Below are 25,926 nucleotides of genomic sequence, written 5' to 3' on the forward strand. Positions count from 1 at the left end.
TTCGATCGGTCTCTATGTCAACCCTGCGCACGTTTATCATTACGGCCCTGCTGGGCTTGAGTCTTTCTGTCGGTACATTGCAAGCGGCCGAACCGCCGTCCAGCGAAGCCGTGCAGGCGAACCTGGACAAGATCGCCGAGCGCAAATTGCCGGAAGCCGATCAGAAAGCTCTCCAGAGCATCCTGCAAAGCACGCTGACACAGCTCAACAACAAGCGTGATTACGAGCAGAAACTGGCCGATCTCAAGCAGCAACTGGCCAACGCCCCAAAGCAGAACATCGAGAACCAGCGAGAACTGGCCAAGCTCAAAGTCACCAAATTGCTGCCAGTACCGCAGCGCTATGCCAAAGAGCCTATTCAGCAACTGGAGCAAATGCTCACCGAGCGCTCCACCCAGCAAAGCGATCTGCAAAAAGCCCTGGCCGACGCCAACAGTCTGGTGATTACTGCCCAGACCCGCCCCGAGCGCGCCCAGGCCGAAATTTCTGCCAGCCAGACGCGCATCCAGCAGATCAACAACATCCTCAAGATCGGCAAGGACGGCGGCAAGATCTTGACCCCTGAGCAACGCGACCTGCTCAACGCAGAGCTCGCGGCGCTGAATGCCCTGATCCCGTTGCGCCGCCAGGAACTGGCCGGCAACAATCAACTGCAGGACTTGGGCAACAGCCAGCATGACTTGCTCTCGGAAAAATCCGATCGCCTGGATCAGGAAATCCAGGAGCTGCAAACCCTGATCAACCAGAAGCGCCTGGCCCAGTCCCAGGAGACGGTGACGCAGCAGTCCATCGAAGCGCAGAAATCCGGCGGCAGTACCCTGCTGGCGACCGAAAGCGCGGCCAACCTCAAGCTTTCTGACTACCTGCTCAAAAGTACCGACCGCCTCAACGAAGTCACCCAGCAGAATCTGCAGACCAAGCAGCAACTGGACAATGTGACCCAGAGCGACTCGGCGCTGGACGAGCAAATCAACGTGCTCAAGGGCAGCCTGCTGCTCTCCAAGATTCTCTACAAACAGAAACAGTCCCTGCCACGCCTCAGGCTCGACCGTGACCTGGCCGACCAGATCGCCGACATTCGCCTCTATCAATTCGAAGTCAGCCAGCAACGGGAACTGCTCAGCAACCCGGCGACCTACGTCGACAACCTGCTGTCGACTCAGCCTCCCGAGCAAGTCACCCCGCAACTGCGCAAAAGCCTGCTGGAGCTGGCCACAACCCGCGCCGACCTGCTGGAGCGGCTGAACCGCGAACTCAGCGCGGTGCTCAACGAATCCATCACGTTGCAACTCAATCAGAAGCAACTGCTCAGCACCGCGCAAAGCCTGCGGGCGACCCTCGATGAGCAGATGTTCTGGATTCCCAGCAACAAGCCACTGGACCTGGAATGGATGCGCGCCGTGCCGGAGCGCCTGGAACGTCAGGTCACCACGCTGCCGTGGGCTTCCAGCCTGAGCGAATTAAGTGACGGCCTGACCCAACGGCCGCTGCTGTTCCTGCCCCTGGCGCTGTTGATCGGTGCCCTGCTGTGGCGACGCAAAAGCCTGTATGCCCGACTGAGCAAGGTTCACCAGGACATCGGCCACTTCAAACGCGACAGCCAGTGGCACACGCCGCAGGCCATCCTGATCAACATTCTGCTGGCGATGCCGGTCTCCCTGGGCCTGGCCTTGTGTGGCCTGGCCTTGCAAATCGACGCCCGCGGACAGAACGCGAACATGGGCGCGGCGCTGCTGCAAATGGCCCAGGCGTGGCTAGTGTTCTACACCGCTTACCGGATTCTTGCGCCGGGCGGCGTGGCCGAATTGCATTTCCGCTGGGAAAAACCTCAGGTCGAATTCCTGCAGGGCTGGGTCCGTCGACTCGGGCTGGTGGTCATGGCGTTGGTCGCGGTGGTGGCAGTCGCCGAGCTGCAACCCGCGACCCTGGCCGATGACGTACTCGGCATGCCGGTGGTGCTGACTTGCTATGCGCTGATGGCCTGGCTGCTCAGCCGCCTGCTGATCAGCAGCCCGACTCACCAGAACGCTTCGCTGTTCCGCAAGGCCGTGGGGATCCTGTTCACCGTCCTGCCTGTCGCGTTGTTCGTGGCGGTGTGCTTCGGCTATTACTACACCGCGCTGAAGCTCAGTGACCGATTGATCAACACCCTTTACCTGCTGATGTTCTGGCTGGTGATCGAGGCCACCTTCGTGCGCGGCCTCAGCGTTGCGGCACGCCGCCTGGCCTACCAGCGCGCCCTGGCCAAACGCCAGGCCGCGAAAGAGGCCGGCGACGGCGAAGCGGTGATCGAAGAGCCAACCCTGGATATCGAGAAGGTCAACGAACAGTCCCTGCGCCTGATCCGCCTGGCACTGCTGGGCGGTTTTATCGCGGCGTTGTACTGGGTCTGGTCCGATCTGATCTCTGTGTTCTCGTACCTGGATAACGTCACCCTCTACGAATACACCAGCGGCACCGGCGCCAACATGAGCATGGTGCCGATCAGCATTGGCGATATGCTCGGCGCGCTGATCATCATCGGCATCACCTTCGCCCTCGCGCGCAACTTGCCGGGATTGCTGGAAGTGTTGGTGCTGTCGAAGCTGAACCTGGCTCAGGGCAGTGCGTACGCCACCACCACCTTGCTGTCTTACGTGATCGCTGGCATCGGTTTCGTCTCCACCCTGTCGACACTCGGCGTGAGTTGGGACAAGTTGCAATGGCTGGTGGCGGCGCTGTCGGTAGGTCTCGGCTTCGGGATGCAGGAAATCTTCGCCAACTTCATCTCCGGGATCATGATCCTGTTCGAACGTCCGGTGCGGATTGGCGACACCATCACCATCGGCAACCTGTCCGGTACGGTGAGCAAGATCCGCATCCGCGCCACGACGATCACCGACTTCGACCGCAAGGACATCATTGTCCCGAACAAGACGTTCATTACCGGGCAACTGATCAACTGGTCCCTGACCGACACCATCACCCGAGTGACCCTCAAGCTCGGTGTCGATTACGGCTCGGACCTGGACCTGGTCAAGGAATTGCTGCTCAAGGCCGCGCGCGATAACCCGCGAGTGCTGAAAGACCCGGAACCCCACGTGTACTTCCTGAACTTCGGCGAAAGCACCCTCGACCACGAGTTGCGCATGCATGTACGTGACCTCGGTGACCGTAACCCGGTACTCGATGAGGTCAACCGCTTCATCAATCGCGAGTTCAAGAAACAGCACATCAACATCTCGTTCCGGCAGATGGAGGTTTACCTCAAGAATCTTCAGGGCCAGGAATACAAAATGGTGCCCATCGAGCCGGAAACCAAGACCATCGTTCCCATGGCCGATGGCAAACCTGTGCAAGAGCCGCCGGCCGCCAAGCTCGACTAAGCGGCTTATCCCTAGCAGAATGCTCGGACATTCTGCTGGAGATGGCCCTTGAAAGCCCTCGACGAACTGACCTTCGATAATCGTTTCGCCCGCCTGGGCGATACGTTTTCCACCCATGTGCTGCCCGAGCCGATCGACAATCCGCGCCTGGTGGTGGCCAGCCCTGCCGCCATGGCGCTGCTCGATCTCGACCCTGCCGAGGCCGAAACCCCTGAGTTTGCCGAACTGTTCAGCGGCCATAAGCTCTGGGCCGACGCGATCCCGAGGGCGATGGTCTATTCAGGTCATCAATTCGGTTCCTACAACCCGCAGTTGGGCGATGGTCGCGGTCTGTTGCTGGGCGAGGTCTACAACGAGGCCGGCGAGCATTGGGACCTGCACCTCAAGGGTGCTGGCCAGACGCCCTTTTCGCGCATGGGTGATGGGCGGGCGGTGCTGCGCTCCTCGATCCGCGAATTTCTTGCCTCCGAAGCGCTGTATGCCCTGAACATCCCGACCACCCGCGCCCTGTGCGTGATCGGCTCCGACACGCCGGTGTGGCGCGAGAAGCAGGAACGCGCGGCCATGGTCCTGCGCATGGCGCCGAGCCATGTGCGTTTCGGGCATTTCGAGTATTTCTACTACACCAAACGTCCCGAGAAGCAGAAAGAACTCGGCGACCACGTGCTGGCCATGCATTTCCCGCAATGCCTGGAACAGCCGGAACCGTACCTGGCGATGTTTCGCGAAATCGTCGAGCGCAACGCCGAGCTGATCGCCAAATGGCAGGCTTATGGCTTCTGCCACGGCGTGATGAATACCGACAACATGTCGATCCTGGGCATTACCTTCGACTACGGCCCGTTCGCCTTCCTCGACGACTTCGACGCCCACTTCATCTGCAACCACTCCGATGACCAGGGTCGTTACTCCTACAGCAACCAGGTGCCGATCGGCCAGTGGAACCTCAGCGCCCTGGCCCAGGCCCTGACGCCGTTCATCAGCGTCGAAGCCCTGCGTGAAACCCTCGGCCTGTACTTCCCGTTGTACCAGGCCCATTACCTGGACCTGATGCGCCGCCGCCTCGGTTTCACCACGGCCGAAGACGATGACCAGAAACTGCTGGAGCACCTGCTGCAACTGATGCAGAACAGTGGCGTCGACTACAGCCTGTTCTTCCGCCGCTTGGGAGAAGAATCACCGGAACTGGCCGTCGCCCGGTTGCGCGATGACTTCGTCGACATCAAAGGTTTCGATGCCTGGGGCGAGCTCTACATCGCCCGGGTGACACGTGAAGGCGAGGTTGATCAGGAACAACGCCGCAAACGGATGCATGCGGTGAATCCGCTCTACATTCTGCGTAACTACCTGGCGCAGAAAGCCATCGATGCGGCGGAAAGCGGCGACTATGCAGAAGTTCGCCGCCTGCATGCGGTGCTGAGTAATCCGTTCGAGGAGCAACCGGGGATGGAGAGCTACGCCGAGCGTCCGCCGGAGTGGGGCAAGCATCTGGAGATCAGTTGCTCATCCTGAACCCGGTCAGATAAAGGTCTCCACCGACACTCCGAAGCGCTCGGCCAACCAGCGGATCTGCCGCAGGTTGAGCTGACGCTTGCCGCTCAAGATCTCGGATACCACTGATTGAGTGCCGACGCCGGGCAGGTCACTCTGAGTCAGGCCGTGTTCGCGCATCATGTATCCGAGAACCTCTGCACCAGAGGCCTCGCGCATAGGGTGATGCTCGCGATCCCACGCCTCGATCCAGTCACCGATGATATCCACCAAACTCATCAGCGGATGGGACTCATCGTCGCCCGTCATCTCGAGCAACTCGTCTAACGCCTGCGCCAACATGTCATAGTCATCTTCATTTTTTGGTTTGCGCAGCACAGGCGAGACAAACTCCCAGTGCTCGACCGCATTTTTAATCAAAACATTCATCCCTTCTCCTCCTTCCATTTTCCCCGGTCATACTCGCGATGATCCAGCACATGCTTGATGTACAGCTTCTGCGACCGGTATCTGACAAAAGCAATCAAGCGCAGCTTGTTTCCCCCAATATCGAATACGTGAAATTCCCCTACCTTGTCGGTCGCAGGAAACACCGCCTTCATTGCCGCAAAATCCCCTGGATTGTTGCGTTTGACCTGTCGATACCATTGATCGAGGGCATTCGCTGCCTGAGGCCATTTTTCCTTGGCCTCCCAGATTCGTTTTTCAATGAACACATGCATGCAATCTCCTTATCGCATTTTGCTATGGAAGAGTTAAACACAGACGGCGAATATCGCAAGATGCGATATTCACGAGCAGACCAATGGTCCATCCGACGCTCCCTCAGCCTAGATAGGCCGTGTCCTTCTGCACGATTGAAAATGTGAGCAGACGTCTCCACATAGAGATGACCGGCTTCTTTACAGGATCATCCGCATGTCCGACCCACTCCTCATCCCCTGCCCCCACTGCAACGGCCTCAACCGCATCCCCGCGGAGCGCCTCAACGACCATCCAAAATGCGGTCGCTGCAAAGCCGAAGTCCTGCTGAACAAACCCTTTGAGTTGAAGCAAAGCGATTACGCCAGCCAGATCAAAGGTGATCTGCCGTTGTTGGTAGATGTTTGGGCGGATTGGTGTGGGCCGTGCAAGTCGTTTGCGCCGGTGTTCGAGCAGGCGGCGGCGCAATTGGCGGGCAAATGTCGATTGGCCAAGCTGGACAGCGAGACAAACCAGCAGTTGTCGGCGCAGCTGGGGATCCGTTCGATCCCGAGCCTGATCCTGTTCAAGAACGGCCGGGAAGTGGCGCGTCAGAGCGGGGCCTTTCCGTTACCGCAGTTGATGAGCTGGTTGCGTAGCCAAGGGATCTAAAGCCACCCCAAATCAACTGTGGGAGCGGGCTTGCTCGCGAAGGCGATTGATCATTCAACATTGATGTCGACTGACCTGACGCATTCGCGAGCAAGCCCGCTCCCACATGGGTTCTGTGTCACCTGTAGGAATCAGGCGTTTTCGAGGAGGTTGTGCAGATCGACGAATTGCTGCGTCAGCTTGTGACGCGGGTCGAGGTGAATCAGCGGCGTGTTGGCCTGGTGGGATTCACGCATGCGCACCGAGCTGCACAGGTACACCGGTAATACCGGCAGGCCTTCGGCGATCAGTTCGTCGAGGATTTGCTGGGGCAGACTGGCGCGCGCCTGGAACTGGTTGACGACGATACCTTCGACTTCCAGCCCTTCGTTATGGTCATCCTTCAATTCTTCGATTTCCGCCAACAGGCCGTACAGCGCCTGACGCGAGAAGCTGTCGCAGTCGAAGGGAATCAGCACACGATCAGCGGCAATCAATGCAGATACCGCGTAGAAATTCAGCGCTGGCGGCGTATCGAGGTAGATCCGGTCGTAATCGCCGTCCAGCTCCTCGAGCAATTTGCGCAGCTTGTTGATCTTGTGTTTGGCCTCAAGCTTGGGCTGCAAGTCAGCCAGCTCGGCAGTGGCCGTGATGACGTGGAGGTTGTCGAATGGGGTTTCGTAGATATCGACCTGGTTTTTCTTGGCGAAAGGCCCGGAAGACAGGGTCTGCTTGAAAAAATCGGCGATACCCATGGGAATGTCATTACCGGTGAGCCCCGTCAGGTACTGAGTGGAGTTCGCCTGGGCATCGAGATCCACCAATAAAGTGCGATAACCCTCGCTGGCACTGACCGCCGCCAGATTGCAGGCAATGCTGGATTTGCCTACGCCACCTTTCTGATTGAACACCACGCGCCGCATGTCAAAACCTCCGTGTATCAAAGAATGACCGAGTGTAGTAGTCCACGGCGCTGCTTAGCTACCTCGCCAGCATCGGGACTACACAGTCAGGTGCAATCTCGCGCGGAAAAATCCGTGAACTCATGCACCGCTTGCTGACAGAGCCGGCAGATCCGCCGGCCGAAATGCGGATAATGGCCAAACGACAGCCATGCACGAACCAACCGGTACATTTCATTGAGCAAAATGTAACCATCATTTGCTACACGCCCGCCGCAACGGGATAATGCGCACCACTCAGCGCTCAGCGCTACGTAAGGTACGTTCGCCTGTTTTGCGACTCACCGCGTCAAGGAAGCCCGCAGGGGCGGGATGAATGTCAGTGATCAATTTCAACATCGCCCAATGGCGCGCGTGGGCTCCTGGGCTCGAAAGCGTGGACGATTGGCAAGCCTGGAGCCGACAACCGGTCGTGCTTGCGAGCAGCGATGCCGCACCTGACGTCTCGTTTCTGCCGGCCATGCAGCGCCGGCGACTCAGTCGCCTGGCGCGGATGGCGTTCAGTGTCGGCTGGCCCTTGGCCGAAGGCCGTCAGGACCTACCGTTGGTCTTTATTTCGCGCCACGGCGAAACCCCGCGCACTTTCGATATTTTGAGCGATCTGGCTACCGAACAGCCGCTGTCGCCGACTCAATTCAGCCTGTCCGTGCACAACGCGATCATCGGCCTGTGGTCGATCATGCGCGGCGAAACCAGTGAAATGACGGCCCTCGCAGCAGCCGGCGATGGCCTTGAACACGGCATGCTAGAGGCCGCGGCTTTGCTTTCCGAGGGCGCTCCCGCGGTACTGCTGATCGCCACCGAAGAGCAACCGCCAAAGGCCTACTCGAGCTGGATCGACGACGTGCCGTTCCCTTACGCGGTCGGCCTGCTGATCACTCCCGGAAATGACTGGCAGTTGTCCCTGAACAGCGCCTCCGATGAGTTGTCCAACGCCCAATGGCCCCATGCTCTGAACCTTTTGCGTACCCTGCTCGGCCAGCAGACAACCTGCCAACATGCCTGGAAAAATCGTGTATGGACCTGGCAACGCAACCTGTAACCGAAAAAAACCGCGACGCCTATTACTGGCGCCTGCTGGCTACCGCCGCAAGCTTCACCCTGTTCGGGTTGGGCGGGCTGTGCCTGCGACTTGTGGTTTTCCCGCTGCTGAACTGCCTGCCCGGCGATGCCCGGACACACCGGCGGCGAGCGCGGCACACCGTCGCCCGCCTGTTCTGGTTTTTTGTGCGATTCATGGCGCGTACCGGCGTGCTGACTTACGACATCCAGGGTGCCGAAAAACTCGGTCGGCCGGGGCAAATGATCGTCGCCAATCACCCGTCGCTGATTGATGTGGTGTTCCTCATCGGCCTGGTGCGCCACGCCAACTGCGTGGTCAAGAAAAGCCTCTGGGAGAACCCTTTTACCCGCGGCCCGCTACGCTGCATCGAATACATCAGCAACGACGGCAGCATGGACATGCTCGATGCCGCTGCCGACGCGCTGAAAAGCGGCCAGACCCTGATCATCTTTCCTGAAGGCACCCGCACTCAGCCCGGTCAGACGCCAGCCTTCCATCGGGGTGCTGCGGCAATCGCCCTGCGCGGTGCGAAAATCCTCACCCCGGTGATCATCAAGGTCAACCCGACCACATTGACCAAGGCCGACCCCTGGTATCGGATCCCCAAACGCCGTGTGCACTTCAGTTTTCGTGTCGGGGCCGATATAGACCCACAAGCCTTCGCCTCGCTGGGCCCTGCTCCTCAGGCCTCGCGCAAGCTCAATGACTATTTGCATCATTACTACATTAAGGAGCTCGCCGAAGATGAGCGATCTACACCGTGAAATCAAAGAACTGATCATCGACGCCCTGGGCCTTGAAGACATCAGCGCACAAGACATCGGCGACGAGCAGACGCTGTTCGGCGAAGGCTTGGGCCTGGATTCGGTAGACGCCCTGGAACTCGGCCTGGCCATCCAGAAAAAGTACGGCATCAAAATCGACGCCGACGCCAAAGACACCCGCAATCACTTCAGCAACGTGGCGAGCCTTGCGGCGTTCGTCACTGCAAAACAGGCAGCTTGAGACCGGACCATGCAAACTCGTGACGACATCTTCAACACCCTGCGCGATGCTTTGGTCGAACTCTTCGAGCTGGACCCCAAGCGCGTAAGCCTCGAATCCAACCTGTATCAGGACCTGGAAATCGACAGCATTGACGCGGTCGACCTGATCGATCACATCAAACGCCAGACCGGCAAGAAAATCGCGGCCGAAGAGTTCAAATCGGTGCGTACCGTCAGCGACGTGGTCGAGGCGGTCTACCGCCTGGTTCAGCCAGCCGCATGAGCCGACTGATCGGCCTCGGCCTGCTGCTGGCGGGCCTGCTGTACCCCTTCGCGGTGTATTTCGGCATGGAACATTTCGCGCCGTGGCAGTTCGGCCTGCTGCTGGGCAGCCTGTGGCTGGCCCGGGCGCTACTGGGTGCGCGCCGGCCTGGCAATCTCTGGATGGCGATCACCGCGATTGCTTTTTGCCTGTTGCTGGCGCTGTTCGACAGCCCACTGTTGCTGCGCTGGTACCCGGTGCTGATCAGCGCCTTCATGCTCGGGCTGTTTGGCCTGAGCTTGATCGTTGGCCCGCCGATCATCGAACGCCTGGCGCGTTTGCGTGAACCGCAACTGCCGGCCAAGGCGATTGTTTATACCCGCCAGGTGACGATCGTCTGGTGCGTGTTTTTCTTCTGTAACGGTTTGCTCGCTGCTGCCCTGACCCTCTGGGCGCCGCTAAGTTGGTGGATGTTGTACACCGGCCTGATTTCATACGGATTGATGGGCCTGCTGTTTGCCATTGAATGGCTTATACGACAACGGGTACGAGGCCACCCATGAATTGGATAAAACTTGAGCAATTGTTGCTCAAGGCACAACCGGAACGTGCCGTGACGGCCGAACCGACCCTGAATCACGCTCAGCTGTGCGAACGGGCGTTAAGCCTCGCCGCGGGCCTGCAAGCCCAGGATGTGCGGCGTATTGCCGTGCACCTTGAGGACGCCGCTGACCTGGCGATTGCCCTGCTCGGTGCCTGGCGCGCCGGGGTCAGCGTGCTGCTGCCCGCAGACCTGCAAGCCCAGACTCGCCAGCGCTGGTCGACCGAAGTCGATCTGTGGCTGACCGATCAGGCCGATGACGCACACCTGAGCGATTACCGGGATCCGCCGTTGATGGCGGCCGCACTGGATCTGGATCGCTGTTCGCTGAGCCTGTGCACGTCCGGCTCCAGCGGCGAGCCCAAGCGTATCGACAAAACCCTGCGCCAACTGGCCAATGAAGTCGAAGCGCTGGAACGGCTCTGGGGCGCCGATCTTGGCGCCGCTTGCATCATCGGCAGCGTCGCCACTCAACATATCTATGGATTATTGTTTCGGGTGCTATGGCCGCTGTGCGCCGGGCGCTCGTTTGTGCGCAAGCAGCTGGCATTCCCTGAAGACCTGCAGCGCGCCAGCCGTGAACACCCGGCATTTGCCTGGGTCGCCAGCCCGGCGCTGCTCAAGCGCATGGGTGACAACCTCGACTGGCCCGCATTAAGTGCGGTTCGCCGAGTATTTTCCTCCGGCGGTGCATTACCGGCCGAGGCCGCACAAAGTCTTCAGCAACGCCTGCAGCAATGGCCGACGGAGATCCTCGGCAGCTCGGAGACCGGCGGTATCGCCTGGCGTCAGGGCCACGCGCTCTGGCAGCCCTTTGCTGACATCGAGTTGAGCCAGGACAGCGACGGCGCCCTGCTCATTGCTTCGCCGTACTTGCCGCCCGGCCATATCGAACACACCGCGGATGCCGCGCGAATCGCTGCCGACGGCCGATTCGAACTGCTCGGACGGCTGGACCGAATCGTCAAACTGGAAGAAAAACGTATCTCGCTACCGATGCTGGAACAGGCACTGATGGCCCACGACTGGGTCGCCGAAGCGCGTCTTGGCGTGGTTCAGGAAAACCGCGCCTCATTAGGTGCGTTGCTGGTGCTGACCGAGTCAGGCCTGCATGCCTTGCGCAATCAGGGTCGACGCACCCTCACGCAAGAACTGCGTCAGCATCTGAGCCAGCATTGCGAAGCCCTGGCCCTGCCACGACGCTGGCGCCTGCTGCGGCAACTGCCGCTGAACGCTCAGGGCAAACTGCCCCAGGCCACCGTTGAAGCCCTGCTGCTGGCGCCGCGCCCAAAGGCGCCGCAAGTGCTGGAGCAGGTCGAAGTCGATGGCGAGTGGAGCCTGCAACTGGCAATACCACCCGACCTAGCCTACTTCAGCGGCCACTTCCCCCAGGCGCCGGTATTGCCCGGCGTGGTGCAAGTGGAATGGGCGTTAACGCTGGGCCAGCAATTGATGGACCTGCCGGCAAAATTCGCCGGCATGGAAGTGCTGAAATTCCAGCAACTGGTGCGCCCCGGCGATGAAGTCCAACTGCACCTGCGCTTCGATCCGACGCGCAGCAAGTTGTATTTCACCTATCGCAACGAGACCGCGACCTGCTCCAGTGGACGGATCTTGCTGGAGGCCTCAAGCGATGCATAACTATGGTGAGTGCTGCGCACTCATTCGCGAGCAAGCCCGCTCCCACAGGGGATTCGTGTTTGCAAGAGATCCAATGTGGGAGCGGGCTTGCTCGCGAAGCAGGCACCTCGGTCTTTCAGGTGTGAGCCAACATGCATAACCCCTGCGCAATTGTCCCGGTCTACAACCACGAAACCGCCATTACCACGGTGGTTGATGCGCTGCTCGCCAGCAGCCTGCCATGCATTCTGGTGGACGATGCCAGCAGCCTGGCCTGCGCAAAGGTGCTCGATCAACTGGCCTTGCGCGACAACGTATTCCTGATCCGGCTTGGCGCCAACCAGGGCAAGGGTGGCGCGGTCATGACCGGCTTTCGCGAAGCCTCGCGCCTGGGCTTCAGCCATGCCTTGCAGGTGGACGCCGACGGTCAGCATGATCTGCAAGACGTCCAGACCTTCATTGAACTGTCACGCGCCCATCCCGAGGCGGTGATCTGCGGCTATCCACGATACGACGCCAGCGTGCCGAAAGGTCGCTTGTACGCCCGTTACCTGACTCACGTCATGGTCTGGATCAACACCCTGTCATTGCAGATTCGCGATTCCATGTGCGGCTTCCGCGTCTATCCGTTACCACCGACCCTGGCGCTCATCGATTCGGCGAAGATCGGCAAGCGCATGGACTTCGACTCCGACATTCTGGTACGACTGGCCTGGCGCAATCTCCCCATGCAATGGCTGCAAACCAACGTCCATTACCCGCTGGATGGCGTCTCGCATTTCCGCCTGTTCCACGACAACGTGCTGATTACGAGCATGCACACCCGGTTGTTCTTCGGCATGTTGCTGCGCGCGCCAGTGATTCTCTGGCGACGGTGGCGAACATGAGTACTGACGCGGATAAAAAGCACTGGGCTGATCGCGAAGAGCGCGGCAGTTTCTGGTTGATGAAATTCACCGCACTCTGCGCCAAAGTGCTGGGCCGTCGGCTGCTGAGCCCGCTGCTGTACGGCATCGTTCTGTACTTTTTCCTGTTCGGTCGCGGCGCCCGTCGCAGCGCCTGGCAATATCAGCAGCGCCTCGCCGACTGGAGTGGTCGCAACGACTTGCGCCCGACCCATTGGCGAGTCTTCGGACAGTTCATGGCCTTCGCCGACTCGATGCTCGACAAGCTCGACGTCTGGAACGGCAAATTGAGCATCGAGCAGATCGAAATCATCGACCCGGCCTTGCTGCGCAATCAACTGCGCGGCACCCGCGGACAGATGCTGGTAGGCGCGCATTTGGGCAATCTCGAGGTCTGCCGTGCGCTGGCCGAGATCGGCGAAAAAGTCACGATGAACGTGCTGGTGCACACCAAGCACGCCGAACAATTCAACCGCTTGCTCGGCGAAGCCGGTGCGACCAATTTGCGGCTGATTCAGGTCAGCGAACTGGACCCGCTGATCATGCTGCAACTCCATGAACGCCTGGAGCGCGGTGAATGGCTGGCGATTGCCGGCGATCGCGTGCCGCTGCATGGCGGGCGTAGCGTGACGGTGGATTTCCTCGGCCATCAAGCCGCGTTCCCTCAGGGGCCCTGGTTGCTGGCCGGTCTGCTGAAATGCCCGATCAACCTGATGCTGTGCCTGAAGAAGCCGACGGGCGACTATCGACTGACCCTCGAACCATTCGCCGAGGCCGTGGTGTGGAAACGCAGCGACCGTGAGCAGGTCATTCATCAGTGGGCCTCCCGCTATGCCGAACGCTTGGGTCACTATTGCCTTGAAGCGCCCCAACAATGGTTCAACTTTTACCCTTTCTGGAAGACCGATGACGACGCCAACGCTTGAGCCGGTAACCTTCGGCGAACTCCCTTTGCGCATCGAAGACGTGCTGGCCCTGGCCAACCGTCAGGTGCCGACGCAGTTGCAAAGCGACCCTGCGTACCGCGAGCGTATCGCCAAGGGTGCGCGATTCCTCGACTCCCTGCTGGACAAGGAAGGCGTGATCTACGGCGTGACCACCGGTTACGGCGATTCCTGCGTGGTCGCGGTGCCGCTGCATCACGTCGAGGCGTTGCCTCGTCATCTGTACACGTTCCACGGCTGCGGTCTGGGCAAACTGCTGGATGCGCAGGCCACTCGCGCGGTGCTGGCGGCGCGTTTGCAGTCGCTGTGCCACGGCGTGTCCGGGGTGCGCGTGGAACTGCTGGAACGCCTGCAAGCCTTCCTCGAACACGACATTCTGCCGCTGATCCCCGAAGAGGGTTCCGTGGGCGCCAGCGGTGATCTGACGCCGCTGTCCTATGTCGCGGCGACCTTGTCCGGCGAGCGTGAAGTGATGTTCCGGGGCGAACGCCGACTAGCTGCCGACGTGCACCGCGAACTGGGTTGGGAGCCGCTGGTACTGCGCCCCAAAGAAGCCCTGGCGCTGATGAACGGCACCGCTGTCATGACCGGTCTCGCGTGCCTGGCCTATGCCCGCGCCGATTACCTGCTGCAACTGGCCACGCGCATCACCGCGTTGAACGTGGTCGCCCTGCAAGGCAACCCCGAGCACTTCGACGAGCGCCTGTTCGCCACCAAACCGCATCCTGGGCAAATGCAAGTCGCCGCGTGGCTGCGCAAGGATCTGGCGATCGACGCGCCGACCGCGCCGCTGCATCGCCTGCAAGACCGTTATTCCCTGCGTTGCGCGCCCCACGTCCTCGGCGTATTGGCCGACAGCCTGAACTGGCTGCGCTCGTTCATCGAGATCGAGCTCAACAGCGCCAACGACAACCCGATTATCGACGCCGAAGCCGAACGCGTGCTGCACGGCGGGCACTTCTACGGCGGCCACATTGCGTTCGCCATGGACAGCCTGAAAAACCTGGTGGCCAACGTCGCCGACCTGCTCGACCGTCAGCTCGCCTTGCTGGTGGACGAGCGTTACAACCACGGTTTGCCGAGCAACCTGTCCGGCGCCACCGCGGATCGCGCAATGCTCAATCACGGCTTCAAAGCCGTGCAGATCGGCACCAGTGCCTGGACCGCCGAAGCGCTGAAAAACACCATGCCGGCCAGCGTCTTCTCGCGCTCCACCGAGTGCCACAACCAGGACAAAGTGAGCATGGGCACCATCGCCGCCCGCGATGCGATCCGCGTGCTGGAGCTGACCGAACAGGTCGCCGCCGCCACCCTGCTGGCCGCCAACCAAGGCGTCTGGCTGCGCAGCAAGGCCGAGGATGCACGTCCATTGCCGCCAGCCCTGGCCGCCATGCACGAAGAGTTAGCCAAGGACTTCCCGCCGGTCATCGAAGACCGCGCGCTGGAAGGTGAATTGCGCCTGTGCCTGCACCGCATCGCCGAGCAACACTGGAGGCTGCATGCGTAGCAAGGGAGTGCTTCACACCGATACGGAAATCCTCGTGCCGTTCTTTGATGTCGACACCATGAACGTCGTCTGGCACGGCCATTACGTCAAATACCTGGAAGTCGCCCGCTGCGCGCTGCTGGACAAGATCGGCCACAACTATTCGGCCATGGTCGAGTCGGGTTACGCCTGGCCGGTGATCGATCTGCAATTGCGTTATGTGCGCGGCGCCGTGTTTGGCCAAAAGCTCAACGTGCGGGCCAATCTGGTGGAATGGGAGAACCGTCTGAAGATCAGCTACCTGATCAGCGATCTGGAAACCGGCGAACGCTTGACCCGCGCCAGTTCCGTGCAGGTCGCCGTGGACATGAGCAGCCGCGAAATGCAGTTGGCCTCACCCAAGGTTTTCACCGAAGCCGTTGAAAGGATGCTCGCATGAACCCGCTGAAAACCCTATGTAGCAGCTGGCGAAGTTGTGGCGAGGGGATTTATCCCCGTTCGGCGGCGAAGCCGTCGCCATGCGTTTATCCTGATGCACCGCATTCTCAGGTTTTACGACGACTTCGTCGCCGAACGCAGCCTCGCGGGCTCGGCAGCTGCTACGGGTTCGTGGTGGGGCTGGTTTTGATGTTTGGCTTTACTTCGTTGGCGCAGGCTTTTGATTTGCAACAGTTGAGCGATCAACTGGCAAAACCTGACGTGATCCACGGCAATTTCATCCAGGAAAAACACCTGCGCGCCCTGCCCCAGCCGCTGACCAGCAAGGGCACTTTCGTCCTCGCAAAAAACCACGGTTTGCTCTGGCTGCTGAAAACCCCGCTGCAACAGGATTACCGCATCAGCGCCAAAGGCATTGCCCGGCGTGACGCCAACGGTTGGCAAATGCTGCCGAGCAAGAGTGCCGGCGCCGAGCAGAACCGTTTGTTCCTCGCCGTACTGCAAGGCGACAGCAGCGGGCTGCAACGGGATTTCGAGCTTTCACTGAGCGGCGACGCACAGAACTGGAAGCTGACGCTGACCCCGCGTTCCATGCTGCTCAAGCAGGTGTTCACTCAGATCAACATTGACGGCGGCGAACTGGTGCACAGCATCGAGCTGCTCGAAACCCAGGGTGACAGCACCCTCTTGCGCATGCAGAACAGCACCAGCGCCCAACCGTTGAGCGACGCGGAGCAACATGACTTTGCCGAGTGAACGGAGGCTTCCACGGCTGTTTCTGATCCTGCTGCTGGCGGTGCTCGCGCTCGCCGGTTGGCAATGGCGTGACGGCGCACCGCTGTCGGCCAACCTCATGGAACTGGTGCCGGGTACGGCGCCGGACGCGCTGGAACTGCGCGCCGAACAACGCATGCAAGAACCACTGAACCGCGAAATGCTGGTGCTGGTCGGCCACACCGATCGCCAGCAAGCGGTCGCGATGGCGCAGAAACTGGGTGAGCAATGGCAGGCGAGCGGCTTGTTCGAGAAGGTCCAGTGGAACCTGCAAGCCGACTTGCCGGCGTTGCGCACGCAATTGCTCAATGGCCGACTGGCAATGCTCTCAGCGGCTGACCGACAGCAACTGATCGAGCATCCCGACGCCTTTATCCAGCAGCGAGTACAAGCGCTGTTCGACCCCTTCACCGGTTTCAGTCTGGTGCCGAGCCAGGATGACTGGCTTGGCCTGACCGGGCGCATCCAGAACAGCCAGCCGCAGCACGGTTCAGTGCAACTGGACATCGGCAGCGGTGCGCTGGTCGCCGATGCCGACGGTAAAAGTTGGGTGCTGCTGCGCTCGCGCACCACGGGCAACGCCTTCGACATGAACCTGCCGCTGCAAGTGGCCGACCTGCTCCAGCACAGCCGTGAAGAAGCCGCCCAGGCCAACGTTCAATTGCTTGCCGCCAGCGGCTTGCTCTATGCGGCCAGCGGGCAAAAGCAAGCCACCCGGGAAATGACCTGGGTCGGTGGCGGCGCCACGGCGGGCATTCTGTTGCTGTTGCTGCTGGCCTTCCGGCGCTGGAGGGTGTTGCTGGCTTTCGTCCCGGTGCTGGTCGGCATGCTTTTCGGCGCGGTGGCCTGTGTGGCGCTGTTCGGCCATATGCATGTGATGACGCTGGTGCTCGGTTCGAGCCTGATCGGCGTAGCGGTCGATTACCCGCTGCACTATCTGTCCAAGAGCTGGAGCCTGAAACCCTGGCACAGTTGGCCGGCCCTGCGCCTGACGTTGCCGGGCCTGACGCTGAGCCTGATCACCAGTTGCATCGGTTACCTGGCCCTGGCCTGGACACCGTTCCCGGCGCTGACCCAGATTGCCGTGTTCTCTGCCGCCGGTCTGCTCGGTGCTTATTTGTCTGCGGTGTGCCTGCTGCCGGCACTGCTCAAGGGCACGGATTTGCGTCCAGCGCAGTGGCCGCTGCGGGTGTCCGAGTATTTGCTGAGGTGCCGTGAAGCGCTGCTCAAACTCGCGAGTACGCCGGTGCTGCTGGCACTGCTGATTGCCTTTTGTGTGGGCGGCCTGTTGCAGCTCGACACCAAAAACGACATTCGCCAATGGGTCGCTGCACCGCAGCAACTGACTGACGAAGCACAAACCATTGCACGCCTCACCGGCTATCAACCCACCAGCCAGTTCTTCCTGGTGCGCGCGGCCAATCAGCAGCAACTGCTGGAACGCCAAACCGCGCTGAGCGAGCGGCTGGATCAGCTGGTCAGCCTGGAAAAACTCCAGGGTTATCTGTCGCTCAATCAATTGGTCAGCCCACCCACCGAACAGCGCAAAGTGCGTGAAGCGCTGAACAAGTTGCCGCCGTTCTGGCAACCGCTGCTCGATGTCGGCGTGCCGGCCGAGGCGCTGCAAGCAGAGCTCACGAAGTTGCAGGCACTGCCCACCGAAGACATCGACGCGGCGCTGGTCGGTCCGTTGGCTGAACCCTATCGCCCGCTGTGGCTGGGACCGACCGATGACGGCGTAGCGGCGATGGTCAGTCTGCAAGGGCTGAACAACCCTGCCCTGCTGCGCGCCCAGGCGCTGGATTTGCCGGGGGTGGAACTGGTGGACCGCCTCGGTGAGTTGAACAAGGTGTTCGCCGACACCCAGATCAGTGCCGCAGAGTTGAAGCTCGCGTCCTGTGTGCTGATCGTGCTGGTGCTGATCCTGCCGTTCGGTTTCGGCGGCGCGCTGAGAATCGTCTCGCTGCCGCTGTTGGCCGCGCTGTGCAGCCTGGCCAGTCTCGGCTGGCTGGGGCAACCGCTGACGCTGTTCAGCCTGTTCGGCCTGCTGCTGGTGACGGCCATCAGCGTCGATTACGCGATCCTCATGCGTGAACAGGTCGGCGGCGCTGCCGTGAGCCTGCTGGGCACCTTGCTGGCGGCGCTGACCACCTGGCTGTCGTTCGGTTTGCTGGCGGTGTCCAGCACGCCGGCGGTGAGCAACTTCGGTCTGTCGGTGAGCCTCGGCCTGGCGTACAGCTTCATCCTTGCGCCGTGGGCCGGACGCCAGGTTCACGTCGCTCCGGTCACGGAGTCAGCAACATGATGATCGCCGTGTTCTGGGTCATGGCCCTGGCGCTGTTCGCCGTGGCCACCCGTGTCGGTCGTCACTTCGGCGTGATCCCGATTGTCAGCCAGTTGCTGCTGGCCACCTTCGGCCTGCCGCTGTTGATGTACTTCTGGATCGAGCCCCAATGGCAATTGAGCGGCGCCGCACTGGTCGCGCCGGCCTGGCTGAAAAACGTCTACAGCCTGGGCTTTGCCTTATTGCTGGGGCACATTCTCAGTGACGTGATTGACCTGCGACTCGACCGTCAGAGCCTGAAAATCGCCCTGCCGAGTTTCTGCATTCCATTTGCCTGCGGCCTCGCGACAGCGGTGTGGCTCCTACCGCCGCAACCCTGGATCAGTTCCCTGGCGGTTGGTCTGCTGTTCGCCATCACGGCGATTCCGGTGTTGTATCTGTACCTGCGACACATCAAGTACCCGCCTGCCGCTACCCGGCGACTGGTGCAGACCGCGATCCTGATCGACCTCACCTGTTGGACCCTGTTCGCCATCGCCCAGGGCAGCCTGCACCTGAGCAGCCTCTTGCTGCCGCTGGCCGGCGCCTGCCTGCCGTTGTTGCTGCGTCTGCTGCGCTTGCGCCAACCGTTGCTGCACAGCGGTTGCTTCTTCGCACTGCTGGTCGTGGCGGAACACTTCAAGCTCAATGCGCTGATTTTCGGTATCGGTTACCTGCTGTGGATGGCTGCGCTCAAAGTGCCGCTGGTGCTGCCGTTGCCGGTGATCTGGATGAGTCACTTGCAGACGTATGTCGCGATCCCGCTGATCCTCACGTTCGGTATCGTGCAAATCAACGTCCACGCGGCCATGGCCAGCCTCGGCTGGGTGCAACTGGCAGCACTGTTGCTGTTCCCGATAGCCAGTAAACTGCTGGGCAACTGGCTGGGCCTCGGCTGGGCCGGCGCCTCGTTTGAAGGCGCCAGTCGCTGGCGGGAAAGTGTCTTGCTGAATATTCGTGGCTTGAGCGAGATCGTCTTTCTCAACCTGCTGCTGCAACAACAACTCATCAGCCCGGCACTGTACTTCGCGCTGATGGTGATGGGCCTGATCGCGACACTGCTGCCGGCACTCGCCGGTATGCACCGAACCCCTCTGAACATCGCCGTCCCGGCAAGGAGCCCCCGTGCCAACAGTTGAAATGGAACATCGCCAGGTCGTGGTTATCGGTGCAGGTCCATCGGGCGCCATCGCCGCCGCGCTGCTCAAGCGCAAAGGTCATGACGTGTTGATGATCGAACGCCAGCATTTCCCAAGGTTTTCCATCGGTGAAAGCCTGCTGTCCCACTGCCTGGATTTCGTCGAAGAAGCCGGCATGCTCGAGGCGGTGAACGCCGCCGGATTCCAGTTGAAAAACGGTGCGGCATTCGCTTGGGGCGAGCAATACAGCGCCTTTGATTTCGGCGAGACGTTCAGCAACGGCAAGCCGACCACCTTCCAGGTCCTGCGTGCCGATTTCGACAAGCTGCTGGCCGATCAGGCCGCGCTGCAAGGCGTGGACGTTCGTTACGGCGAAGCCATCGTCAGCGTCGATTTCGCCCTGCCGAAACCGCAGCTCGACGTGCTTCGCGAAGACGGCAGCCAGTACCGCGTCGAAGCCGATTTCGTGCTGGATGCCAGCGGCTACGGCCGTGTGCTGCCGCGCTTGCTCGACCTTGAAGCACCGTCGGATTTCCCGGTGCGCCAGGCCGTGTTCACCCACGTCGAAGACCACATCGACAACCCGGCCTTCGAGCGGGAAAAAATCCTCATCACCACCCATCCGATCCACCGCGATATCTGGTTCTGGACCATCCCGTTCAGCAACGGCCGTTGTTCGGTGGGCGTGGTCGCGGCAGCCGAACACTTCGAAGGCCGTATGGAGAATCTGGATGAGTGCCTACGCGGGTTCATCGCTGAAACCCCAAGCCTGGCCGGTGTTCTGAACAACGCCGTGTGGGACACGCCTGCTCGAACCATCGGCGGCTACTCGGCCAACGTCAAAACCCTCCACGGGCCAGGCTTTGCCCTGCTCGGCAACGCGGCGGAATTCCTCGACCCGGTGTTCTCCTCCGGCGTGACCATCGCCATGCGCTCGGCGAGCATGGCCGCCGCGGTGCTGCATCGCCAACTGCAAGGCGAAAGTGTCGACTGGCAGACTGAGTTCGCCATCCCGCTCAAGCGCGGCGTCGACACGTTCCGTTGCTACGTCGAAGGCTGGTACGCCGGGACGTTCCAGGATGTGATTTATTTTGAGGGCGGCTCGCCGGATATTCGCCGCATGATCAGCTCGATCCTCGCCGGTTATGCCTGGGACGAACGTAATCCGTTCGTCGCCGAACCCAAGCGCCGGCTGCGGATGCTCTCGGAGCTCTGTGCAAAGGACGCCACATGAGCTATTTGAGCGACACCTACGTCGAAGAAACCCGCTTTGGTTTCTGGTTCCTGCGCAGCCACACCTGGCAGCACCATGTTCTGCGAGTGGCAATCACCGATTTGCGCAGCCTGTTCAGCGAAACACCGCCAAGCAACCCGGTGCTGCTGGATGCCGGTTGCGGTCAGGGCAAGTCGTTTCAGTACCTGCGCCAGACCTTCGCGCCCCAGCGCCTGATCGGTCTGGACGCCGACCCGCACAGCCTGAACCTGGCCGGCGAAGAAGCCGTCCGTCAGGGCATGGCGGTGGAGTTGACCGGCAGCGACTGCGCGAGCATCAACGTCCCGAACGCCAGCGTCGATTTGCTGTTCTGTCACCAGACCTTCCACCATCTGGTGCAGCAGGAACAGGCACTGGCCGAGTTCTACCGTGTACTCAAGCCCGGAGGCTATCTGCTGTTCGCCGAATCCACCGAGGCTTACATTGATACCTGGGTAATCCGCTGGTTGTTCCGCCATCCGATGCACGTGCAAAAGAGCGCCGCCGGGTACCTGGACATGATTCGCCAGCAGGGTTTCGAACTCGGCCCGCAAAACGTGTCTTATCCATACTTGTGGTGGAGCCGCGCCAAGGATTTCGGCCTGTTTGAACGCTTGGGTCTGCGCCGGCCAAAGCCCTTCGGCCAGCGGGAAGAAACCCTGGTCAATGTGGTCGCGCGCAAACCTCTTGAAAGGTGCGTTTGATGTTTACTCACGCTAAACCCTGTGGGAGCGGGCTTGCTCGCGAAAGCAGTGTGCCAGTCAACAATAGTGTTGGATGTGCCGACGCATTCGCGAGCAAGCCCGCTCCCACAGGGGCTGCTGTGCTGATCCGCTTTCTGCTGTTGGGTTGCGTCCTGTTGCTGAGCGCCTGTGCCAGCCGGGCGCCGCTGCCCGAGCAAACCCCGAACCTGGCGTTGCCGCTGCAATTGCACATCCAGCGTCTGGTGGCCGACCAACGGCAGGACTGGGTGCTGGTGATCCAGCGTGAAGGCCCTGGCATTCGCTGGTCGATGATGGACTTGCTGGGCATTCCCCAGGCACGCCAGAAACTGGTCGATGGCGAGTGGCAGGCTGACGGTCTGCTGCCGCCCAATCCGGAAGCGCGAGAGCTGTTCGCCGCGCTGCTGTTTGCGCTGACTCCCAAAGATGAATTGACGGGCAACTATCCCGCCGCGTGGCAGCATGGCTCGCAACGGTCCTTGCCAGCGCACTGGGAAGTCCGCTACTCACAACCCATGAGCTTTGAATTGAACCTGCCCAAAGGCCCGAAATATCAAGTCACTCCGCTCAGCGAGGACGCGCCATGACGGCCTACCTGAATGCTCTCGGGGTGATCTGCGCCCTGGGCCGTGACAAGTCCGAAGTCGCCCGCAACCTGTTTGCCGGGGACTGTTCGGGCATGCGCAATGAGGCTGGCTGGGTGGCGGAACGGTCGTTGCCCGTGGCCGCGGTCCAAGGCGAACTGGCGCCGATTCCGGCTGAGCTTGCGCCGCAAGACACTCGCAATAATCAATTGCTGCTGGAAGCCGCGCTGCAAATTCGCGAAGACATCGACCAGGCGATCCAGACCTACGGCCGCGACCGCATCGGCATCGTCTTGGGCACCAGCACCTCGGGCATCGACGAAGCCAGTCGCAGCCTGGCCCATTACATCCGCGAGCATCAGTTCCCGGCCGATTACGACTATCAGCAACAGGAACTCGGCGCCCCGGCCAACTTCCTCGCCGACTGGCTGCAACTGAGCGGCCCGGCCTATGTGATTTCCACGGCCTGCACCTCCAGCGCCCGAGCGCTGATGAGTGCTCAGCGACTGCTGGACCTGGGCGTGTGCGACGCGGTGTTGTGCGGCGGTGTCGACAGCCTGTGCAAGTTGACCCTCAATGGGTTTTCGGCGCTGGAAGCGGTGTCCGGGCAACGCTGCAACCCGTTTTCGGTGAACCGTAACGGCATCAACATTGGCGAAGCGGCGGTGCTGTTTCTGATGAGCAAAAATGTCGGCGACAGCCAGCCGATTGCCCTGCTCGGCAGTGGCGCCAGCTCCGATGCACATCACATTTCCGCACCGGAACCGACCGGCCGCGGCGCCCTGCAAGCGATGCGCAAAGCCTTGAGCCGAGCAAATCTGCAGCCGCAGCAGATCGATTACCTGAACCTGCACGGCACCGCCACCCAACACAACGACGCCATGGAAAGCCTGGCAGTGGCGACGTTGTTCCCGGCGGGGGTGCCATGTTCATCGACCAAACCCATGACCGGCCACACCCTCGGGGCGGCCGGCGCCCTGGAAGCGGCGTTCTGCTGGTTGAGCCTGAGTGCAGGCAATCACGAGCACGCCCTGGCGCCCCACGTCTGGGACGGCCAACCGGATCCCCAATTGCCAGCCCTGAAATGGGTGACCCCGGCCGATCGCCTGACGTCCATTGCACCTCGCTATCTGATGAGCAATTCCTTTGCCTTCGGTGGTAACAACGTCAGCCTGATTATCGGAGATGCCCCATGATTGACTGGCCGATCGCCGAGCTGCTGCCACACGCTGGCGACATGATCTTCATCGAGCAGATCCTGTCGTTCGATGACGAGCAGATTTACACCCGCCTCACGGTCAAACCCGATGGCCTGTTCAACCGCCCGGACGGCAGCCTGCCGGCCTGGGTCGGCATCGAACTGATGGCCCAGAGCGTCGCCGCCTACGCCGGTTGCCATGCGCGCCAGCGAGGCGATGCGGTGGAGCTGGGGTTTCTGCTCGGCACCCGCAAATTCGAATGCAACGTCGAGCACTTCCCTGCCGGCACCGAGCTGACCATCCACGGCATCCGCTCGCTGGAGGACGACAACGGCATGGGCGTGTTCGAATGCCACATCACCGCCCCCGGCATTCACGCCACCGCTCGTCTGAACGTGTTCCGTCCGCCTCAGGCTGCCCAATACCTTCATGAAACCCAAGGAACCCAGCCATGACTGAATCCGTACTGATCACCGGTTCCAGCCGTGGCATCGGCCGTGCTATCGCTTTGCGTCTGGCCCAGGCCGGGCATGACATCGTGCTGCATTGCCGCAGTGGCCTGGCGGACGCAGAAGCCGTGAAGGCCGAAATCGAAGCCTTGGGGCGCAACGTGCGCATCGTGCAATTCGACGTGTCCGATCGCGCCAACTGCAAAGCCATTCTCGAAGCCGACGTGGAAACCCACGGCGCCTATTACGGCGTAGTGCTGAACGCCGGCCTGACGCGCGACGGTGCTTTTCCGGCCTTGAGCGAAGAGGATTGGGACGTGGTGATGCGCACCAACCTCGACGGTTTCTACAACGTGCTGCACCCGGTGATGATGCCGATGATTCGTCGTCGCGCCGCCGGGCGGATTGTTTGCATCACCTCGGTGTCCGGGTTGATCGGCAATCGTGGCCAGGTCAACTACAGCGCTTCCAAGGCCGGTTTGATCGGCGCGGCGAAAGCGTTGGCGATTGAATTGGGCAAGCGCAAAATTACTGTTAACTGTGTCGCACCCGGCTTGATCGACACCGCGATGCTCGATGAAAACGTGCCGGTGGAAGACATGATGAAAATGATCCCCGCACAACGCATGGGTACCCCGGAAGAGGTGGCCAGCGCGGTGAATTTCCTGATGTCGGCGGAAGCGTCGTACATCACCCGGCAGGTTCTGGCCGTCAACGGAGGCCTGTGCTGATGAAGCGCGTCGTCGTCACCGGCATGGCCGGCATCACCTCACTCGGTAGCGATTGGGACACCATCGCCGCCAACTTCGCGGCCAACCGCAGCGGTATCCGTCGGATGGACGAGTGGGATCGTTTCACCGAACTCAACACGCGCCTTGCGGGGCCGATCGACGACTTCAAAGTGCCGAGCCACTGGACCCGCAAGCAATTGCGCAGCATGGGCCGGGTCTCGCGCCTGGCGGTCGGCGCGGCAGAACAGGCCTTGGCCGATGCCGGGTTGTTGGGTGACGAATCGATCAAGGACGGGCGCATGGGCGTTTCCTGCGGCTCATCCACCGGCAGCACCGACGAGATCAAGGCGTTCGGCAACATGCTGCTCAACTCGGTGGCCGAAGGCCTGAACGCCAACTCCTACGTGCGCATGATGCCGCACACCACGGCGGCGAATATCAGCATCTTCTTCGGCCTCACCGGCCGGCTGATCCCGACCTCCAGCGCTTGCACCAGCGGCAGCCAGGGCATCGGTTATGCCTACGAGTCGGTCAAATTCGGCCGCTTGCCATTAATGCTCGCCGGCGGTGCCGAAGAACTGTGCCCCACCGAAGCGATGGTCTTCGATGCGCTCTACGCCACCAGCCTGAAAAACGATGCGCCGCAGACGTCCCCGCGCCCCTACGACAGTGGCCGCGATGGCCTGGTGATCGGTGAAGGCAGCGGCATGCTGGTGCTTGAAGAACTCGAACACGCCTTGGCTCGCGGTGCGCACATCCACGCCGAACTCGTCGGTTTCGGCAGCAACGCCGACGGCCAGCACGCCACCCGCCCAGAGCAGGTCACCATGCGCCGGGCCATGGAACTGGCGCTGGAAGACGCCGGGCTGCAGCCTTCTGACATCGGCTACGTGAATGGTCACGGCACCGCCACTGAACAGGGCGACATTGCCGAAACCCTGGCAACGAGCGCGTTGTTCGGCGAGCACATGCCGATCAGCTCGCAAAAGAGTTTCCTCGGTCACACCCTCGGAGCCTGCGGTGCACTGGAATCCTGGTTCAGCATCGAAATGATGAACCGCGACCTGTACATCCACACCCTCAACCTCGACGACGTCGACCCGCACTGCGGCAAACTCGATTACCTGCGCGGCGAGTTCCGGCCGATGAGCAACCAGTACGTGATGAACAACAACTTTGCGTTTGGTGGGGTTAATACGTCGCTGATCTTCCGGCGTTGGTCGTAACGAGGCGATGCCCGGCAGATAAAGAAACGCTGCGAGCAATGAATAACCTGTGGCGAGGGAGCTTGCTCCCGC

26 protein-coding genes are annotated in these 25,926 nt (G+C 61.1%); 23 read left to right on the plus strand and 3 right to left on the minus strand.

Annotation, left to right across the window (positions count from 1 at the left end; translation table 11 throughout):
- The first annotated feature begins 14 nt into the window (after window positions 1-14).
- Both mscK and selO read left to right on the plus strand, forming a co-directional pair.
- Window positions 15-3,365: a mechanosensitive channel MscK gene (mscK, locus tag DFS28_RS08270; RefSeq protein ID WP_111449338.1), complete on the plus strand. Its 3,351-nt coding sequence runs from the start codon at window positions 15-17 to the stop codon at window positions 3,363-3,365.
- Between the two features lie 48 nt (window positions 3,366-3,413).
- Window positions 3,414-4,877 carry a protein adenylyltransferase SelO gene (gene selO, locus DFS28_RS08275; RefSeq protein WP_111449339.1) on the plus strand — a complete coding sequence of 488 codons (1,464 nt, stop codon included), beginning with the start codon at window positions 3,414-3,416 and terminating at the stop codon, window positions 4,875-4,877.
- Window positions 4,878-4,883: 6 nt separating this feature from the next.
- On the opposite strand, the gene DFS28_RS08280 is transcribed toward selO, so the two are convergent.
- Together DFS28_RS08280 and DFS28_RS08285 are read right to left on the minus strand one after the other, a co-directional pair.
- Entirely contained in the window at window positions 4,884-5,285 is a 402-nt protein-coding gene (locus tag DFS28_RS08280; RefSeq protein ID WP_111449340.1) for a type II toxin-antitoxin system HigA family antitoxin, read from the minus strand.
- Window positions 5,282-5,578, minus strand: a complete 297-nt coding sequence (locus DFS28_RS08285; RefSeq protein WP_111449341.1) for a type II toxin-antitoxin system HigB family toxin — start codon at window positions 5,576-5,578, stop codon at window positions 5,282-5,284. Before DFS28_RS08285 ends, DFS28_RS08280 begins: the two co-directional genes overlap by 4 nt.
- Window positions 5,579-5,774: 196 nt before the next feature.
- Here DFS28_RS08285 and trxC point away from each other — a divergent pair, with 196 nt between their 5' ends.
- Complete coding sequence (gene trxC / locus DFS28_RS08290; protein ID WP_111449342.1) at window positions 5,775-6,209, plus strand: thioredoxin TrxC; 435 nt, start codon at window positions 5,775-5,777, stop codon at window positions 6,207-6,209.
- A 131-nt stretch (window positions 6,210-6,340) separates the two neighbouring features.
- Here trxC and DFS28_RS08300 read toward each other — a convergent pair whose 3' ends face one another.
- A complete protein-coding gene (locus DFS28_RS08300) occupies window positions 6,341-7,111 on the minus strand; it encodes a ParA family protein (protein ID WP_111449343.1) in 771 nt (256 codons plus the stop codon).
- Window positions 7,112-7,466: 355 nt separating this feature from the next.
- On the opposite strand from DFS28_RS08300, the gene DFS28_RS08305 reads away from it, so the two are divergent.
- The 20 genes from DFS28_RS08305 to DFS28_RS08400 all read left to right on the plus strand — a co-directional run bounded on the left by DFS28_RS08305 (window position 7,467) and on the right by DFS28_RS08400 (window position 25,854).
- A complete protein-coding gene (locus DFS28_RS08305; RefSeq protein ID WP_111449344.1) occupies window positions 7,467-8,192 on the plus strand; it encodes a beta-ketoacyl synthase chain length factor in 726 nt (241 codons plus the stop codon).
- Window positions 8,168-8,977, plus strand: a complete 810-nt coding sequence (locus DFS28_RS08310) for a 1-acyl-sn-glycerol-3-phosphate acyltransferase (protein ID WP_111449345.1) — start codon at window positions 8,168-8,170, stop codon at window positions 8,975-8,977. The genes DFS28_RS08305 and DFS28_RS08310 overlap by 25 nt, the downstream gene beginning before the upstream one ends.
- Window positions 8,958-9,218, plus strand: a complete 261-nt coding sequence (locus DFS28_RS08315) for a phosphopantetheine-binding protein (RefSeq protein ID WP_046045641.1) — start codon at window positions 8,958-8,960, stop codon at window positions 9,216-9,218. The genes DFS28_RS08310 and DFS28_RS08315 overlap by 20 nt, the downstream gene beginning before the upstream one ends.
- A 9-nt stretch (window positions 9,219-9,227) precedes the next feature.
- A complete protein-coding gene (locus DFS28_RS08320; RefSeq protein WP_110965992.1) occupies window positions 9,228-9,482 on the plus strand; it encodes an acyl carrier protein in 255 nt (84 codons plus the stop codon).
- The gene (locus DFS28_RS08325) at window positions 9,479-10,024 is read left to right on the plus strand and encodes a hypothetical protein (protein ID WP_111449346.1); all 546 of its coding nucleotides are present in this window, start codon (window positions 9,479-9,481) and stop codon (window positions 10,022-10,024) included. The genes DFS28_RS08320 and DFS28_RS08325 overlap by 4 nt, the downstream gene beginning before the upstream one ends.
- Window positions 10,021-11,703 (plus strand): acyl-CoA synthetase family protein, encoded by a 1,683-nt coding sequence (locus tag DFS28_RS08330; protein WP_111449347.1) that lies wholly within the window; start codon window positions 10,021-10,023, stop codon window positions 11,701-11,703. The genes DFS28_RS08325 and DFS28_RS08330 overlap by 4 nt, the downstream gene beginning before the upstream one ends.
- 131 nt (window positions 11,704-11,834) lie before the next feature.
- Entirely contained in the window at window positions 11,835-12,569 is a 735-nt protein-coding gene (locus DFS28_RS08335) for a glycosyltransferase family 2 protein (RefSeq protein ID WP_111449348.1), read from the plus strand.
- Window positions 12,566-13,513 carry a glycosyl transferase gene (locus DFS28_RS08340; RefSeq protein WP_111449349.1) on the plus strand — a complete coding sequence of 316 codons (948 nt, stop codon included), beginning with the start codon at window positions 12,566-12,568 and terminating at the stop codon, window positions 13,511-13,513. Before DFS28_RS08335 ends, DFS28_RS08340 begins: the two co-directional genes overlap by 4 nt.
- Window positions 13,494-15,038, plus strand: coding sequence for a histidine ammonia-lyase (gene hutH / locus DFS28_RS08345; protein WP_111449350.1), 1,545 nt, complete (start codon window positions 13,494-13,496; stop codon window positions 15,036-15,038). Before DFS28_RS08340 ends, hutH begins: the two co-directional genes overlap by 20 nt.
- On the plus strand, window positions 15,031-15,456 hold the full coding sequence (locus tag DFS28_RS08350) for a thioesterase family protein (RefSeq protein ID WP_111449351.1): 426 nt from the start codon (window positions 15,031-15,033) through the stop codon (window positions 15,454-15,456). Before hutH ends, DFS28_RS08350 begins: the two co-directional genes overlap by 8 nt.
- Before the next feature lie 188 nt (window positions 15,457-15,644).
- Window positions 15,645-16,211 (plus strand): outer membrane lipoprotein carrier protein LolA, encoded by a 567-nt coding sequence (locus tag DFS28_RS08355; protein ID WP_111449352.1) that lies wholly within the window; start codon window positions 15,645-15,647, stop codon window positions 16,209-16,211.
- Window positions 16,195-18,534 carry an MMPL family transporter gene (locus DFS28_RS08360; RefSeq protein ID WP_111449353.1) on the plus strand — a complete coding sequence of 780 codons (2,340 nt, stop codon included), beginning with the start codon at window positions 16,195-16,197 and terminating at the stop codon, window positions 18,532-18,534. Before DFS28_RS08355 ends, DFS28_RS08360 begins: the two co-directional genes overlap by 17 nt.
- Window positions 18,531-19,691 (plus strand): sodium:proton antiporter, encoded by a 1,161-nt coding sequence (locus tag DFS28_RS08365; RefSeq protein ID WP_111449354.1) that lies wholly within the window; start codon window positions 18,531-18,533, stop codon window positions 19,689-19,691. The genes DFS28_RS08360 and DFS28_RS08365 overlap by 4 nt, the downstream gene beginning before the upstream one ends.
- Entirely contained in the window at window positions 19,678-20,925 is a 1,248-nt protein-coding gene (locus tag DFS28_RS08370) for an NAD(P)/FAD-dependent oxidoreductase (RefSeq protein WP_111449355.1), read from the plus strand. Before DFS28_RS08365 ends, DFS28_RS08370 begins: the two co-directional genes overlap by 14 nt.
- A complete protein-coding gene (locus DFS28_RS08375; RefSeq protein ID WP_111449356.1) occupies window positions 20,922-21,647 on the plus strand; it encodes a class I SAM-dependent methyltransferase in 726 nt (241 codons plus the stop codon). Before DFS28_RS08370 ends, DFS28_RS08375 begins: the two co-directional genes overlap by 4 nt.
- Window positions 21,648-21,769: 122 nt before the next feature.
- Window positions 21,770-22,252 (plus strand): hypothetical protein, encoded by a 483-nt coding sequence (locus tag DFS28_RS08380; protein ID WP_111449562.1) that lies wholly within the window; start codon window positions 21,770-21,772, stop codon window positions 22,250-22,252.
- Window positions 22,249-23,445, plus strand: coding sequence for a beta-ketoacyl-[acyl-carrier-protein] synthase family protein (locus DFS28_RS08385; RefSeq protein ID WP_111449357.1), 1,197 nt, complete (start codon window positions 22,249-22,251; stop codon window positions 23,443-23,445). Before DFS28_RS08380 ends, DFS28_RS08385 begins: the two co-directional genes overlap by 4 nt.
- Window positions 23,442-23,903, plus strand: coding sequence for a hotdog family protein (locus tag DFS28_RS08390; protein WP_008149597.1), 462 nt, complete (start codon window positions 23,442-23,444; stop codon window positions 23,901-23,903). Before DFS28_RS08385 ends, DFS28_RS08390 begins: the two co-directional genes overlap by 4 nt.
- Complete coding sequence (gene fabG, locus DFS28_RS08395) at window positions 23,900-24,628, plus strand: 3-oxoacyl-ACP reductase FabG (RefSeq protein WP_111449358.1); 729 nt, start codon at window positions 23,900-23,902, stop codon at window positions 24,626-24,628. The genes DFS28_RS08390 and fabG overlap by 4 nt, the downstream gene beginning before the upstream one ends.
- The gene (locus DFS28_RS08400) at window positions 24,628-25,854 is read left to right on the plus strand and encodes a beta-ketoacyl-ACP synthase (protein ID WP_111449359.1); all 1,227 of its coding nucleotides are present in this window, start codon (window positions 24,628-24,630) and stop codon (window positions 25,852-25,854) included. Before fabG ends, DFS28_RS08400 begins: the two co-directional genes overlap by 1 nt.
- Window positions 25,855-25,926 lie beyond the last annotated feature (72 nt).

The organism is Pseudomonas sp. 478 (assembly GCF_003254125.1).
GTDB lineage: Bacteria > Pseudomonadota > Gammaproteobacteria > Pseudomonadales > Pseudomonadaceae > Aquipseudomonas.